This window comes from Streptomyces sp. NPDC053673, from assembly GCF_055585225.1.
This window is the reverse complement of the sequence record NZ_JBVJKN010000039.1, coordinates 1-15,349: the sequence shown is the minus strand read 5'-3', so window position 1 is coordinate 15,349 and position 15,349 is coordinate 1. Positions and strand designations below refer to the sequence as shown.

Annotated in this window: 14 protein-coding genes; all 14 read right to left on the bottom strand. The window is 70.7% G+C overall.

Annotated elements, in window-relative coordinates; translation table 11 throughout:
* Positions 1-39 precede the first annotated feature (39 nt).
* Positions 40-1,773, bottom strand: coding sequence for a fatty acyl-AMP ligase (locus ACZ6ZQ_RS33615; protein WP_469772302.1), 1,734 nt, complete (start codon positions 1,771-1,773; stop codon positions 40-42).
* 472 nt (positions 1,774-2,245) lie between these two features.
* The gene (locus tag ACZ6ZQ_RS33610; protein WP_469772301.1) at positions 2,246-3,817 is read right to left on the bottom strand and encodes an acyl-CoA carboxylase subunit beta; all 1,572 of its coding nucleotides are present in this window, start codon (positions 3,815-3,817) and stop codon (positions 2,246-2,248) included.
* Positions 3,818-3,838: 21 nt separating this feature from the next.
* A complete protein-coding gene (locus tag ACZ6ZQ_RS33605) occupies positions 3,839-4,663 on the bottom strand; it encodes a 4'-phosphopantetheinyl transferase family protein (protein ID WP_469772300.1) in 825 nt (274 codons plus the stop codon).
* The gene (locus tag ACZ6ZQ_RS33600) at positions 4,660-5,979 is read right to left on the bottom strand and encodes an MFS transporter (RefSeq protein ID WP_469772299.1); all 1,320 of its coding nucleotides are present in this window, start codon (positions 5,977-5,979) and stop codon (positions 4,660-4,662) included. The genes ACZ6ZQ_RS33605 and ACZ6ZQ_RS33600 overlap by 4 nt, the downstream gene beginning before the upstream one ends.
* Complete coding sequence (locus ACZ6ZQ_RS33595) at positions 5,976-6,854, bottom strand: alpha/beta fold hydrolase (protein ID WP_469772298.1); 879 nt, start codon at positions 6,852-6,854, stop codon at positions 5,976-5,978. Before ACZ6ZQ_RS33595 ends, ACZ6ZQ_RS33600 begins: the two co-directional genes overlap by 4 nt.
* 5 nt (positions 6,855-6,859) lie before the next feature.
* Complete coding sequence (locus tag ACZ6ZQ_RS33590; protein ID WP_469772297.1) at positions 6,860-8,347, bottom strand: FAD-dependent monooxygenase; 1,488 nt, start codon at positions 8,345-8,347, stop codon at positions 6,860-6,862.
* A gap of 124 nt (positions 8,348-8,471) precedes the next feature.
* Positions 8,472-10,049, bottom strand: coding sequence for an FAD-dependent monooxygenase (locus ACZ6ZQ_RS33585; protein WP_469772296.1), 1,578 nt, complete (start codon positions 10,047-10,049; stop codon positions 8,472-8,474).
* 2 nt (positions 10,050-10,051) lie between these two features.
* Positions 10,052-10,996 (bottom strand): aromatase/cyclase, encoded by a 945-nt coding sequence (locus tag ACZ6ZQ_RS33580; protein ID WP_469772295.1) that lies wholly within the window; start codon positions 10,994-10,996, stop codon positions 10,052-10,054.
* A 50-nt stretch (positions 10,997-11,046) separates the two neighbouring features.
* Entirely contained in the window at positions 11,047-11,832 is a 786-nt protein-coding gene (gene fabG, locus ACZ6ZQ_RS33575; protein ID WP_469772294.1) for a 3-oxoacyl-ACP reductase FabG, read from the bottom strand.
* Between the two features lie 81 nt (positions 11,833-11,913).
* Positions 11,914-12,189 carry an acyl carrier protein gene (locus ACZ6ZQ_RS33570; RefSeq protein ID WP_453662738.1) on the bottom strand — a complete coding sequence of 92 codons (276 nt, stop codon included), beginning with the start codon at positions 12,187-12,189 and terminating at the stop codon, positions 11,914-11,916.
* A gap of 68 nt (positions 12,190-12,257) precedes the next feature.
* Positions 12,258-13,490 (bottom strand): ketosynthase chain-length factor, encoded by a 1,233-nt coding sequence (locus ACZ6ZQ_RS33565; protein ID WP_469772293.1) that lies wholly within the window; start codon positions 13,488-13,490, stop codon positions 12,258-12,260.
* The gene (locus ACZ6ZQ_RS33560) at positions 13,487-14,758 is read right to left on the bottom strand and encodes a beta-ketoacyl-[acyl-carrier-protein] synthase family protein (RefSeq protein ID WP_469772292.1); all 1,272 of its coding nucleotides are present in this window, start codon (positions 14,756-14,758) and stop codon (positions 13,487-13,489) included. The genes ACZ6ZQ_RS33565 and ACZ6ZQ_RS33560 overlap by 4 nt, the downstream gene beginning before the upstream one ends.
* Positions 14,755-15,084: a TcmI family type II polyketide cyclase gene (locus tag ACZ6ZQ_RS33555; protein ID WP_469772291.1), complete on the bottom strand. Its 330-nt coding sequence runs from the start codon at positions 15,082-15,084 to the stop codon at positions 14,755-14,757. Before ACZ6ZQ_RS33555 ends, ACZ6ZQ_RS33560 begins: the two co-directional genes overlap by 4 nt.
* A 98-nt stretch (positions 15,085-15,182) precedes the next feature.
* The coding region (locus tag ACZ6ZQ_RS33550) for an acyl-CoA carboxylase biotin carboxyl carrier protein subunit (protein WP_469772327.1) at positions 15,183-15,349 on the bottom strand (167 nt) is incomplete at its 5' end.

Genomic DNA, 15,349 nt, shown 5'->3' with positions numbered 1-15,349 from the left:
GCCGACGACGCGGACGATCGCGTCGACGGCGGGGCGTTGTCATCCCGTGGCGGCCGCTCCGACCACGGAGAGGGCGCCGTCGAGGTACGCCGCCCGGGAGGCCCTGCGCTGGATCTTCCCGCTGGATGTCTTGGGGATGGTGCCGGGGTGGACCAGCACGATGTCGTGAACCGACAGGCCGTGGGCCTCGCCGATCGCGCTGCGGATCAGGTCGGTGATCTTCTCGGACCCGCCCGGCGCGTCCGGGTCCGTCTCGGCGACGATGACGGTCTGTTCGCCCTCGACTCCGCTGTCCACGGAGAACGCGGCGGTGCAGCCCGGCCGCAGCGCCGGGTGGGACATCTCGGCGGACAGCTCCAGGTCCTGCGGGTAGTGGTTGCGCCCGTCGATGACCATCAGGTCCTTGAGGCGTCCGGTGACGAACAGTTCGCCGTCACGCAGGAATCCGAGGTCGCCGGTCCGCAGAAAGCGGACGTTGCCGGCCTCGGGGCCCTTGAGGGTGGCCCGGAAAGTCTCGCGGGTGGCGAGGGCGTTGCGCCAGTAGCCCTTGGCGACGCTCGCGCCGCCGACCCAGATCTCGCCGACCTCGCCCTCGGGCAGCTCCTCCTGCCGCTCGGGGTCGGCGATCACCACGGTGACGCCGGGGCCGGGCCGGCCGGAGCCGACCGCCGCAGCGTCCGCCGCGCCGGCGTGCGGCCCGGTCCCGGCGGCCTCGATCAGGGTGGCCGGGGCCTCCACCGAGCTGCCGGTGACCATCAGGGTGGCCTCGGCCAGGCCGTAGCACGGGTAGAGGGCCTCGCGGCGGAAGCCGGCCGCGCCGAAGGTCTCGGTGAACCGCCGCATGGTGGCGGCCCGCACCGGTTCGGCGCCGTTGAACGCGACTTTCCACCGGCTCAGATCGAGGCCGTCGAGCAGGTCGGGCGTGGTGTGCTTCAGACACAGCTCGTACGCGAAGTTGGGGCCGCCGCTGGTGTGCGGGCGGTAGCGGCTGAGGGCGGTCAGCCAGCGCTGGGGCCGCTGCAGGAAGTGCAGCGGCGAGAAGAGAGTGGCGGTCACGCCGAGGTAGACCGTGTTCAGGACCGGGCCGATGAGGCCCATGTCGTGGTACACGGGCAGCCAGCTGACGAACAGTTCGTGGTCGTACTCCGCGATCGCGTCCGGGGTGTGGCCCATCCGCTCCGTGATGACCCGCTCGTTGTCCAGCAGGTTCCCGTGGGTCACCATCACGCCGCGGGGGGCGGCCGTGGAGCCGGAGGTGTACTGGAGGAAGGCGACCGAGTCGGCGGTGAGGCCGGGGTCGCGCCAGGAGCCGGCCGCCTCGTCGGGGATGTCCTCGGTGGCGACGCAGGTGATCCCGTCCAGTTCGGGCAGGTGTTCCGCCATGGCACCCAGGGTGGAGATCACCTCACGGCCGCCCAGGATCACCTTGGCGTCCGCGTCGGCGATGAGGCGCTTCATCCGGGTCAGGGCGCGGTGGATCTGCGACCGCCCTTGCGGGGGTACGCCCGGCACGGCGACGACCCCGGCCGAGAGGCAGCCCAGGTAGCCACAGATGAACTCGAGGCCGGGCGGGTACAACAGCATGGCGCGGGAACCGGCCAGGCCGTGCTCCTGCAGCCAGGCGGCGATGGCCTGGGACCGGCGGGCCAGCCGCCCGTACGAGATCTCCTGGACCTCTCCGTCGCAGTCGCCGGTGACGAGGTAGCGGTACGCGGTCCGGTCGGGCTGGCGCGAGGCGTGCGTGGTCAGTAGATCGACCAGGGAACGAGCCATGTGACGAGTCTCACCTGTCTGGATACGTGGGCGAGGAACGGGAGTTCGAGGGCCGCGTGGTGCGTACGCGCAGAAAGCCGTGGCGGCCTGGCTTCCTTGCCAGACCCGCCGTCTCGACCACCCACCCGAGGGGCGTGGCGAGGCCCCCACCGACTCCTCGCGCCCCCGTTACAGCTTGCTACCGGTGAGTAACACGATAGCAAGTGCTACCGGCCCGGCAGACCAAACCGATGTAAACCCTGGGTATCAAACGGAATTGGGCGATCTGATGCCTCGTAGCGGAAAGGCACCGCCGGCCGGCCACTCCCGGTACGGCGGGGACAGGCCCCTTCGCGCCTGGTCGGGAGGAGCGATTCGGTCGCGGCCACACCGTCGCGCGGCGGACCGCCCGTGGGCGACGGGGCATCGTGGACACCCCGCCGTTCACGTCACCGGCACCGGCCGAGGCGGCGGGAGCGGCACTCCGCGCGGCCTACTGGGGCGGATTGCCGTGCTTGCGGCTCGGCAGGGCGGCGGACTTGGCACCGAGCATCGCCACGGCGCGGCTGAGTACCCGCCGTGTGTCGCGCGGGTCGATGACGTCGTCGACGAGGCCTCGTTCGGCCGCGTAGTAGGGGTGGACCAGCTCGCTTCTGTACTCCTTGACCCTGTCCCGGCGCATGGCCTCGGGATCGTCGGCCGCCGCGATCTCACGGCGGAAGACCACGTTGGCCGCGCCCTCGGCGCCCATCACGGCGATCTCGTTGGTGGGCCAGGCAAGTGCGATGTCCGCGCCGATGGACCGGGAGTCCATGACGATGTACGCGCCCCCGTACGCCTTGCGGAGGACCACCGAGACACGGGGCACCGTGGCGTTGCAGTACGCGTACAGCAGCTTCGCGCCGCGCCGGATGATGCCCTCGTGCTCCTGGTCGATGCCCGGCAGGAAGCCCGGTACGTCGACCAGGGTGACCAGCGGGATGTTGAACGAGTCGCAGAACTGCACGAACCGCGCGCCCTTCTCGCTCGCCTTGATGTCCAGGACCCCGGCCAGCGACCGCGGCTGGTTGGCGACGATGCCGACCACGTGTCCGTCGAGCCGGGCCAGCGCACAAACGATGTTGGTGGCCCACGTGGCGTGGACCTCCATGACGTCACCGTTGTCGACGATCTCCTCGATCACCTCGATCATGTCGTACGGGCGGTTGCCGTCGACCGGGACGAGGTCGAGCAGGGCGTCACCGGACCGGTCGGCCGGATCGTCGCTCGGCACGGCCGGCGGCAGTTCACGGTTGTTGGAAGGCAGAAGGGAGAGCAGATAGCGCACCTCGGCGAGGCACGTCTCCTCGTCGTCGTAGACGAAGTGGGCCACTCCGGAGACACCCGCGTGCACATCGGCGCCGCCCAGGCCGTTCTGGGTGATCTCCTCGCCCGTGACCGCCCTGACCACGTCCGGGCCGGTGATGAACATCTGTGAGATGTCCCGTACGGCGAAGACGAAGTCCGTCAGGGCCGGACTGTAGGCCGCGCCGCCCGCGCACGGCCCGAGCATCACCGAGATCTGCGGGATGACGCCGGACGCCTTGGTGTTGCGCTGGAAGATGCCGCCGTATCCGGCGAGGGCGCTGACTCCCTCCTGGATGCGCGCACCGGCGCCGTCGTTGAGCGAGACCAGCGGTGCGCCTGCTGCGACGGCCATGTCCATGAGTTTGTGGATCTTCTGGGCATGCGCTTCACCCAGGGCACCACCGAAGATCCGGAAGTCGTGCGCGTACACGAAGACCGTGCGTCCTTCGACGGTGCCCCAGCCCGTGATCACACCGTCCGTGTAGGGCCTCTTCGACTCGAGGCCGAAGCCGGTCGCCCGGTGCCGCCGCAGCGCCTCCACCTCGGTGAAGCTCCCTTCGTCCAGCAGCAGTTCGATACGCTCACGAGCGGTCAGCTTGCCCTTCGTGTGCTGGCGCTCGGTGGCCCTCGGATCGGGTCCCGCAAGGACCAGCTCCTTGATCTTCCTCAACTCGTCGAGCCGGTCCAGGGACTGGGCCGGAACTTGTGTGCCGGTCATGGTGTTCCCCTCTCCCTCGCGTCAATCTCGCTCTCTCGGTTTCCAGGTCCGGCGGTGTGCCGGCCGCGGCTCCTGCACCCGCAACACCGTCCGCGCCGAAGCCCCCGCGCCGGCGATACGGCCGGCGGGGTCCTTGGCGTACAGCCAGTCGGCGGGCAGTGAGCGGATGACCGCGTGGCAGTCCTCGTCGATGGGCAGAGCGGCCGCGGCGACATGACCCGGGCCTGCGGGCAGATTGCGCACCAGCCAGCCCGGTGGCCGTTCGCCGGCCGAGTACTCGCCCAGGTAGTCGGTGCCCGCCCCGCGAGTGAGTCCGGTGCCGAGCCCCTTCAGATACGCCTCCTTGCGCACCCACAGCCGCGCGAAGGCCACGTTCCGGTCCGGTGCCGGAAGCCGGCGCAGTTCGAGCCGTTCCGCCGGATGCAACGCCGGTAGGCACAGTTCGGTGGTCTGCGCCGACGGGACCTTCTGGACGTCGGCCCCCACCCGGACGGCCGCCACCGCGATCAGGGCCAGGCCGTGGCTGTGCGAGAGCGAGAACTGCGGTGCGCCCGGCGCGTCGCGAAGGACGGGGCGGCCGTGCGGGGCACCGCAGCCGGGGCAGGGCTCCCGGCCGAGGGACAGCCGGGCCGGAGCGATTCCCGTGTACGCGGCCATGATCCGGCGCAGCCCGATGTGCGCCGCCACGTACAGCAGCCGGTCGGACGGCCGGCGGAGCGCGGCGGCCCGTCGTGTCTCGTCCGCGTCGAGTTCACCGGTGGGCAGCTCGTGTACCGAGCCCGGAGGACGCAGCAGCCACAGATGCAGCTCCGCGGCCCCGACGGCGAGAACGGTGAGGGTCGTCATGGCGGGCTTCCCGCGGTCGACCGGGGCGGGACGTGCACGTCCGCCGGCGGCGAGGCGGTGCGCTTGTGCCCGGGGCCTGTCCGGGGGCGGTCGGCCGCTGCGGCGGCGAGTGCCGCCGTCAGCGAGATCAGGCCGCCCACGTAGAGCCCGGAGCGCGCGCCCAGATGCTCGGCCAGCAGGCCGACGAAGAGCGCGCCGAGCGGCACCGAGCCCTGCAGGATCAGCGTGTAGAGGGCCATGACCCGGCCCCGGTACCGGGGATCGCTGCCGAGCTGGATCCGGTGGTTGGCGGCCTGCGCGAAGTACATCGAGGCGAAGCCCGTGAGGGCCAGGAGCACCAGCGCCGACGCGAAGCCGGGCGCCCATCCTGCCGCTGTCTCGAGAAGGCCGAACGCGAAGGCGGAAGCCGTCACTGCGCGGGCGGACGGGCGGCCCCGCCGAGCGGTGCCCGCGAAGGCCGCGAGCAGCGAACCCGCGGCGAGCGCGGTGGTGAGCAGGCCGAAGGAGGCCGCGTCGGTGTGGAACACCGTCTTCGCCATGAGCGGCAGGGTGAGTTGCAGGTTGAGGCCGAACAGACCGACCACCGTCACGAGGGCGGACGTCAGCACAAGGTCCGGCCGGGTCCTCAGATGCGTGAGCCCGTCGACGACGCGAAGGTGTGTGGCAGGGCGTGTGCTTCGCCGTAGTTCCGCCACGCGCATTCCGCGCAGCCCCGCGACCGTCGCCAGATAGCTCGCCGCGTTGAGCAGCATGACCGGTCCGGTGCCGGCCACGCTGATGAGCAGCCCGGCGAGGGCCGGGCCGAGGACCCGGGCGACATTGAAGTACGCGGCGCTCAGGGCCGAGGCGTTGGGCAGCAGCTCGGCGCCGACGAGCTCGCTGATGAAGGCCATCCGGGTCGGGACCTCCACCGCGTTGACGATGCCGAGAGCCAGCGCGAACGCGTACAGATGCCACAGCCCGGCAGTGCCGGTGAGGACCAGCAGCGCGAGCGCGAGGGCGAGCAGCCCGGAGACGACGTTGGCGGCGGTGAGCAGGGCGCGCTTGTCATGGCGGTCCGCAAGCCCCCCGCCGTACAGGGTGAGCAGGAGCAGGGGAGCGAACTGCATGGCGGTCACCGTCGCCAGGGCCGCGCCCGAATCCCCGGTCAGCTCCAGGACGAGCCAGTCCTGGGCCACGACCATCATCCAGGTACCCGTCACGGACGCGATCTGCCCGGTCGCGAAGAGCCGGAAGCTGCGCACGGACAGGGAGCGGAAGGTGATGGCGAGCGTCTTGCGCACGAACCCGGTCCCGCGCAGGAACCCGGGGGTCACGTTCCGTCCCGCCGCAGCAGGCATTCCTCCAGGAAGCCGAGAGCCCGCAGATGGTACGAGCGGGCTGCCCAGCCCAGACTGATGTTGTGGCCGGCGTCCGGCTGCCGGTCGACGATCGTGCGCGGTGCGGACGTCAGCCTGGCCGTGAGGTCGGCGAGAGCGGGACGGTCGTGGCACCACCAGTGCTCGTGCTCGGCGAAGGTGAACCGGACGGGCGCCTGGATCCGCGGCGCGAGTTCGTCGAACGCCTCCGGCCAGCGCTCGGCGGCCCACCGCTCACGTGACGGCACGGGGGCGACCAGCGCGCTGCTGGACCGGAACGTGTCGGGCGGATAGAGATCCAGCCGGCCCCAGTGCCGCTTCCAGTGCGTGCGTACGAGTGCGTCGGGCAGCTCTTCCCGCCCTACGGCGTAACGATGGCCGCAACCCGAGATGTCGAGGCCGAGCAGACGGGGCCAGGACTCGTCCGCCGCGCCGGTCAGGGCGAGCTTGCCGCCGAAGGAGTGGGCGAGGAGATACAGGCCCTGGCCCGTGGCGTACCGGGAGCTGAAGTCCTCCAGCGCCGCGCGCAGTGTGCGGGCCTGCTCCGCGAGGGTCTGGCCCTCGCGGAGCAGGGCGGCGGAGTGCCCGTAGCCCGGACGGTCCACCGCGAGCACCGTGAAGCCGAGCCGGGCGCCGAGGGTGAGCAGCGACAGATCGGGATGGGCCCGACCGTCGAAGTACCCGGCGCTCATGCCCGCCCCGTGCAGGGCCACCACGGTCGCACGCGCGGGCATGTGCTCCGGCTCGTGGAGGAGGGCGGACAGCGTGATACCGGCCGCGTCCAGGGCGATGGGGCGTACCCGGTGGGACAGAGCCTGTGTCGCCGTGGCCATCGGCGCTAGACCGCCACCGGCGCGCCGAACCAGCGTCGCAGCGCCGCCTCCGGCCCGTCGGGTTCGCCGGACGGGCCGCTCGACGAGTCGGCAGCCGCCCAGACCACATATCCGTCAGGCCGGACCAGCAGCGCCCGCGTCCCCGCGAAGGCACCGTCCTCCTCCGGCTCCGCGGTCGCGACGACGACACGGTCCTTCCAGCCCGCCGCGGTGGCCCGCACCCCGGCATCGTCGGTGAGGTCGAGCAGCACGCCCTGAGCCCGGTGCAGCAGCTGCATCGTGCCGGTCGCGCCCGTCGCACCGCGCAGTCGGCGGGGTGGTACGCGGCGACCGAGCAGCGGGTTGCCGCCGGGGCCGACGTCGTAGCGGATGTCGAGGCCGCTGACGACACCGGCGAGATGCCGTTTGACGTCGTCGAGGGCGATCAGCTCGGTGAACAGCTCGCGCAGCGGATCGGCCTCGTCGCCGCCGAGGAACACCTGGCCCTGGGCGCGGGTGTTCATCAGCAGCCGCGCGCCGACCGGGTGCCGCTCGCTGTGGTACGTGTCCAGCAGACCGTCCGGTGCCCAGCCCTGGATCACGGCCGCGAGCTTCCAGCCGAGATTGACCGCGTCCTGAACGCCGGTACTCAACCCCTGGCCGCCGGCCGGGAGATGGATGTGGGCCGCGTCCCCCGCGAGCAGCACGCTCCCCCGGCGGTATGCGCCGGCCTGGCGGGTCGCGTCGGTGAACGAGCTGACCCAGTCGGCGCCCCCACCGTGGATGGACTCACCGGTGATGCGCTCCCAGGCGTCGGCGACCTCGGCGAAGCTCACGGACCCGGCGCGCTCGGCCGCCGGAGTGCCGTGCGGGCAGACGATGATGCGGTCCACGCCTTCACCCAGCGGAGCGGCCATCACCATGCCGCCGGGCAGCCGCTCGCCCAGGAAGCGGGGGCGGAGGCCGCAGCCCACGACGTCGGCGAGGTACATCGTGCGGGTGGCCGGGCTCCCGGGGAAGTCGAACCCCGCCGCCTTGCGGACCGTGCTCTGCCCGCCGTCGCAGCCCACGAGGTAGGCGGCCCGCAGCCGCTGGACGCCCTCCTCGGTGGCCGCGGTGATCTCGACGGCGTCGCCGTCGTCGGCCAGCTCCACGAGCTCCCAGCCGCGCCGTATGTCCACCCCCAGGCCGGTCGCCCACTGCTCCAGAACCGCTTCCGTCAGGGACTGCGGGATGCCGCGGGCACCGAAGTGGGCGTCCTCCAGGACGCTGTAGTCGAACTGAACACCACCGAAGTGGCCCAACGGACTCGTCTCCAGGCCGCCGAACATCGGCAGGAGACCACGCTGGTCGAACACTTCCATGGCGCGCGCCGTGAAACCCAGCCCGCGGGACTGTCCGGTGGGTTGGCTCAGGCGCTCCACCACCACGACGCGGGCTCCGCCGAGGCGCAGTTCCCCGGCGAGCATCAAACCGGTCGGGCCCGCGCCGGCAACGATCACATCCGTATCCACAACTCTCCTTCTCTCTTCAGCGTCCGGAGGCCCGGTGCCTCCGCGTCTGGGAACTGGCCCGCCTGACAGGCCCAGGGCCTGTCAGGTGGATCTTGCTGGGCCAGCCTGATCCACCGCACAGGCCCTAGAGGCCCGGCTCGGGCGGGCCGAACCAGCGCACCAGAGCGCGGCGTACGCCGTACTGCTGGGAGCCGGTCCAGGCGATGTAGCCGTCCGGCCGGACCAGAACCGCGTCGATGTCCCGCAGCGGCCCGTCGGGGTCGGCGCGGGCGACGACGGTGGTGACACGGTCGGCCCAGAGCCTGGCCAGCCATCGCAGATGCGCGTTCGACACCGGGGCGAGGTCGAGCAGGACGCCCCGCCCGGAGCGCAGCAGAGCCGCCGTGGTGACGACTCCCTCCGGCGTGTCCAGCTCCAGATGCGGGAGCCGGGAGCCGAGCAGCGGATGCGTGCCGTATCCGACCGGGTAGCGGACGTCCAGTCCGGTGATCAAGCCGGCCAGGTGCTCGCGGGTGGCGTCCGACGCGATGAGCTCGCCCAGGAGTGCACGTACCGGTTCGATCTCTTCGCCACCGAGCAGCAGCTCGGTCTGCGCCCGGATGTTGGCCAGTACCCGGCTTCCGGCCTCGTGCCGTTCGCTGTGGTAGCTGTCGAGCAGGCCCTTGGGGGGTCTGGGACCGACCTGGAGCGCGAGCTTCCAGCCGAGATTGGCCGCGTCCTGGAGGCCCAGATTGAGGGCCTGGCCACCACTCGGCATCTGCTGGTGCGCGGCGTCCCCGGCGAACAGGACGCGACCCCGGCGGTAGCGGGACAGCTGCCGGTTGGCATCGCCGAAGGCATTGACCCACAACGGGGTTCCGCCACTGAGGTCCTCGCCGGTCACCCGCTTCCAGCAGTCGATGACCTCGGCGAACTCCGGTGCGGCGGTGCGCTGCCCCGCAGGCCTGCCGAACTCGTGCACCATCACCCGCGTCACACCGTCGCGGCGGGCGGCGATGGCGAGCCCGCGGTCCAGCCTCTCGAAGCGCCGGCCCGGAATGTCGACGCCCGCCACGTCCGCCCGCAGCAGCTCACGGCGGGCCCGCTGACCGGGGAACGCGACCCCTGTCAGCCGGCGCACGGTGCTCTCCTCCCCGTCACAGCCGACCACATACGCGGCCCGCAGTCGCCGGACGCCCGTCGAGGTCCTGGCCGTCACCTCCACGTACGAACCGTGGTCGGACAGTCCGGCCAGCTCCCAGCCGCGCATGAGCCGCGCCCCCGACGACACCGCCCGGTCCTGCAGCAGCGCCTCGGTCCGGGTCTGCGGGACTTTCCACTGGCCCGGGTAGCGGCTGGGCATCGTCAGATCCATGGGGATACCGCCGAAGTGGCCTCGCGGTTCGTTGGGCGGGGTGCCGAGGGCCGTCAGCAGACCGCGGCTGTCGAAGAGCTCCATGGTGCGCGCGTGCAGGGTGGAGGCCCTCGACTCCGTAGAGGGTGTCTCCCGGCGTTCGAGCACGGTCACCTCGGCCCCGCCGAGGCGCAGTTCGCCGGCGAGGAAGAGGCCGACCGGGCCCGCTCCGACGACGACGACCTGCGTGTCCAGGGTCGTCGGGGCCGTCGAGGTCGTCGGAACCGTCGGGGCCGTGTGGGAGAGCGGCAGGTCAGGGCCGCCCGGCCGGTACTCGCCGGCCTCTTTGTCCTCGCTGTCCGCGAACATGGTCAGCGGGACTTCTCGGCGTAGGCCTTGGCGTGCGCCAAGGTGGCTTTGCTGTTGGTGCTGAGCGCGCCGTGGACGTACTGCCTGGCATCGGCGACGGTGGCAGCGGCACCGAGGATCCGGGAGATGTTCCCGGGGTTCAGTACAACCGTGTGCTGCGAGCGGGCAGCCACGCCGCTGTCGCTCTCCTCGAAGGTCCAGTAGCCGGTGTGCAGGGTCATCAGGGCCGGGAGAGTCACCTGCTTGTAGGCGATCCCCCGGTGCGGGAAGGTCACCCGGTACGACTTGGTGGTGTGGGTGGAGCCGTCCTTGGCGCGGGTGTCCATCTCCAGGGTCTGCAGGCCCGGCGTGTCCTCATCGAGACGGACCCTGGCCACGTGCGGCAGCCGTTCGGACCACAGATGCGCCTCGTTGATGAAGTCGTAGACATCCTTGGCCGAGCCTTCGATGTGCACCGTGTCCTCGAACGAGAAGGTCAACTCACGTGAAGCATGCGCCAGTTCGACGTTGTGCTTCAGAGCGCCCAGTTCGGAGCGCGAGTTGCGGTCCACTGCCTTGTCGATCCAGTCCAGCCCCTCCGGGCTGTCGTCGACGGCCCGGAACTCGTGCAGCAGGCGCACCCGGGACTCGCTGTCCGACAGCGCCTCGACGACCCATGCGCCGCCCATCGAGGCGACCGGCGGGGCGGAAACCTCCTGCTGGAAGTTGATCCGGAGCTTTTCCGGCTCCAGCAGACGACGGGAGGACCAGCTCTTGGCCTCGCCGTTGGCGGTGGCCCAGATGCGTATGCGCTCCTCGCGCTCCCCCTTCTCGATGTGGTCGACGTAGATGGTCGGCGGGAAGATCTGCGGCCAGTTCTGTACGTCGGCGATCAGCAGGTAGACGGAATCGGCGGGGGCCGAGACGGTGATCTCGTGCTCGACCTGGCGCAGGCCCGGTTGCGACATGATCGGACTCCTCGTCCGGGATGGGGTTCGGGATCAGAAGGTGCCGAGGCTCAGAAGTTGCCGAGGCCACCGCAGACGTTGATCGCCTGTGCGGTGACGGAGGCCGCGGTGTCGGAAGCCAGATAGCCGACCATTCCGGCGACCTCGTCGGGGGTGGAGTAGCGGCCGAGCGGGATCTTCGCCCGGAACTTCTCGAGGATCGCGTCCTCGCTCGTGTCGTAGGCGGCCGCGTACCCCTGGCGGACCCGCTGCGCCATCGGGGTCTCGACATACCCGGGGCAGACGGCGTTGACGGTGATCCCGGTCGGGGCGAGCTCGTTGCCGAGCGCCTTGGTGAAACCGACGACGCCGTGCTTCGACGCGGAATACGGAGCACCGAGGACGACGCCCTGCTTGCCGGCCGTGGAGGCGATGTTGATGATCCGGCCCCAGCTCTTGTCCCGCATGCCGCCGGTGTTGAGTACCTCACGGGTCGTGCGGAAGACACTGTTGAGGTTGGTGTCGATGACGTCGTGCCACAGCTCGTCGGCGATGTCGGCGGTGACGCCGCCACCACTGCGGCCGGCATTGTTGACCAGGACATCGATGGTTCCGAACCGGTCCACGGCGGCCACGACGAACGCGTGAACCGCCTCTATGGAGCGGACGTCGACGGCGGTTCCGTCGACCTCCAGCCCTTCCTCCTGCAACTGCTTGACGGTCGAGGTGACGTTGTCGGCGTCGCGGGCGCCGATGAAGACCTGGTGGCCCTGTGCGGCCAGGCGCCGTGCTGTCGCCAGGCCGATCCCGCTGGTGGCCCCGGTGACCAGGGCGACCCGCTGCTCCTGCTGCGGCATATCTCTCTCTCCTGTCAGGTGGACGGTGCCGGGCGGATGCCGACTGCCGGGTGGGGGATCCCGGCAGCCGGCAGCATGGGGTCAGGCAACGGCGTCGGCGGTCGCTGCCAGCTGGGCGTTGACGGCCTCGATCAGGGAACGGGGCGTGGGGGTGTCGGCGAGCGCGTCGTCGTCGAGCGTGATGCCGTACTCGCGCTCGATACGGCCACCCGTCTCGAGCAGGGCGAGCGACTCGTAACCGAGCTCCTCGAAGCCGGTGTCGAGAATGTCGCCGTCGAGGTCCACGCCCTCTTCCGCGCCGGCGCCCTCGAGCAGGATGCGCTTGAGGTCGTCGAGGGTGAACTGCTGGGGTTCCACGTGAGGTCCCTTCCTTCTGCGTTCTTGTGTGCACTGGTTCACTGGGTGCTCGGTGAGCACGCCGCCCCTCAGGTGCGGCGCTGGGACCGGTGGCCGGCCCGGACCACGACGGCCGAGTTGAACCCGCCTTGGCCCCGGGCCAGCACGAGGGCCGTTCGCACGTCGGCCTCGCGGGGCCGGTCGACGACCAGGTCCAGGCCGTACTCGGGAGCCGGTTCGACATTCACGGTCGGCGGTATCGCGCCCTCACCCATGGCCAGCAAGGCCGCGGCCAGATCGAGGGGGGCGGCGCCCGAATAGAGACGGCCGGTCATGGTCTTGGGAGCGGTGACGGGAACGCCCCCGGCGCCGAACACATCGGTGATCGCCTGAGCCTCGACACGGTCGAGTTCGGGGACGGCCGCCGCGTCCGCGAACACCACGTCGATCTCGTCCGGTCGCACGCGCGCATCGTCCAGGGCCAGTTGAATCGCTCTGCGCAGGCCCGGTTCGCGCGCGCTGCCCGGTTTCGGGTCGAAGGTCGCGCCGTACCCTGCGATCTCTCCGTAGATCCGCGCCCCACGGGTCAGTGCCGATTCGGCGGACTCCAGTACGAGCAGCGCGCCGCCCTCGCCCGGCACGTGTCCCCGTGCCGCGCTGTCGAAGGGCAGATAGGCGCGGGTCGGCTCGTCGCTGGTGCTGAGCCGGTCGCCTGCCAGCTGGGCGACCCAGCCCCAGGGGCAGATCGAGGCGTCGACGGCACCGGAGACGATCAGGCCGGTCCCCTTGCGGATCTGCCGGCGGGCCTGGGCCACGGCGTCGAGCCCGCCCGCCTGGTCGGTGACGACCACGCTGCTGGGGCCCTTCATGCCGTTCCGGATGGAGATCTGGCCGCTGTTGACCGCGTAGAACCAGGCGAAGGACTGGTACGCGCTGACGTACTGGCTGCCCCGGCTCCACAGGTTCTCCAGTTCTCCCTGGCCGAACTCGAAGCCGCCGGAGGAACTCGCGGTGACCACGCCCATGTCGAACTCGGGGAGTTCGGCGGGGCGTACGCCCGCGTCCCGCAGCGCCCAGTCCGCGGCCACCAGAGCGAGGCGGGTCATCCGGTCGGTCTGGGGGAGCAGCCGGCTCGGCAGGTGCTCCTCGGCCGTGAACCCGGGGATCTCGCCCGCGAGCCTGGCCGGGTACTGCTCGGGCGCGAAGCGGGTGATGCGGCCGATGCCGCTCTTGCCGCCGAGCGTCGCCGTCCAGTAGTCCTGGGTTCCCAGGCCGTTGGGCGCGGTCACGCCCAGTCCCGTCACCACCACCGAGGTGGTCATGCCATGCTCCTCTCCGGCCGGGCCAGCACCATCGCGCTCTGGAATCCGCCGAATCCGCTGCCCACCGACAGGACCGCGTCGGTGAGCTGGTCGCGGGCGGTGAGCGGTACGTAGTCGAGGTCGCAGTCCGGGTCCGGTGTGTGCAGGTTCGCCGTCGGTGGCACCACGTTGTTCTCCATGGCCAGGGCGGATGCGGCGATCTCGATGGAACCGATGGCCCCCAGCGAGTGACCGACCATCGACTTGATGGAGCTCACCGGTGTCCGGTAGGCGTGGTCGCCCAGGCTCTTCTTGAAGGCTGCGGTCTCGTGCCGGTCGTTCTGCTTGGTGCCGGAGCCGTGGGCGTTGATGTAGTCGATGACCTCGACGTTCATCCGTGCCTCGGCGAGCGCCACCCGGATCGCCTCGGCCATCTCCGCACCGTCGGGCCGCAGCCCGGTCATGTGGTACGCGTTGCTGCGCGTGGCGTAGCCGGCGATCTCGGCGTAGATGTGGGCGCCTCGCTGCTGGGCGCTCTCCAGCTCTTCCAGGACGAACACCGCGGCGCCCTCGCCGAGGACGAACCCGTTCCGGGTTCCGTCGAACGGCCGCGAGGCGTGCTCCGGGTCGTCGTGCCGGGGCGTGGTCGCCTTGATCGCGTCGAAGCACGCCATGGTGATGGGGGAGATCGGGGCGTCGGAGGAACCGGCGATCATGATGTCGGCCGAGCCCTCCCGGATCAGATCGACCGCGTAGCCGACGGAGTCGATACCGGAGGTGCAGCCGGTCGACACCACGGTGCTCGGGCCTTCCGCGCCGACCGCCCAGGCCACCTCGGCCGCGAAGGAACTGGGAACCAGGTAGTTGTACAGGTGCGGCACGGCGTACTCGTGGTCCACCAGGTGGAGGCGGCCCCCGTCGCTGACGATCCGGTACTCCTGGTCGAGCCCCATCGTCGCGCCGACGGCGCTGCCGACGGTGACGCCCACGCGGTGCGGGTCGAACGTGCTCACGTCGATACCGCTGTCGGCGACGGCGCCGCGCGCGGCGACCACGGCGAACTGGGCGGCCCGGTCCATCCGCCTGACCTCCTGCGGCGTCAGGCCGTATGCCTCGGGGTCGAAGTCGATCTCCGCGGCCACCTGGGAGCGGAAGGGGCTGGGGTCGAAGAAGGTGATCCTGCGCGTGGCGGTACGGCCTTCGCTGATCAGGTTCCAGAACTCCTCCCTGCCGGCGCCACCGGGTGCGAGAACCTCGATGCCCGTGATGACGACTCGACGGCCGGTCATATGGAGGCCTCCCAGGTGTAGAAGCGGGTCGCCATCGCGTCGGCCGGCGAGCGCCATGTCGCGGGGTCGTACGCCTGGATGAACGGCTTCAGGTCTTCGCTGATCCTGATGAAGCGTTCGTCCGTCTTCGCCCGTTCGATGAGCTCGCCGCCGTTGTCCACGTCGAAGTCCTGCAGGTGGAAGTAGAGCCCCTGGTAGTGGAAGAGCTGGCGGCGTCGCGTGCCCATGAGGTGAGGCATCCGGGTGTCGTCGAAGTCGGCGAACAGTTTGGCGACATCGGCATGCGATCCGGGGTTCATCCGCGCCACGATCAAGGTGCTGTGCATGAGGTTTCTCTCCTTCGGAGTGGAATGGCCACCGGGCTCGGACAGTTCGTGCTGATCGGCGCGCGACGCATCGCACGACGCCTGTGCGTGACGTTGTGTCAGTTCTTGATTTCGCAGATCACGGCGCCTGAGGTGAGTGAGGCGCCGGCTTCGGCCGACAGGCCCTTGATGGTGCCGGAGCGGTGGGCGTTGAGCGGCTGTTCCATCTTCATCGCTTCGAGGACGACGACGAGGTCGCCCTCGTTGACCTGCTGGCCCTCCTCGA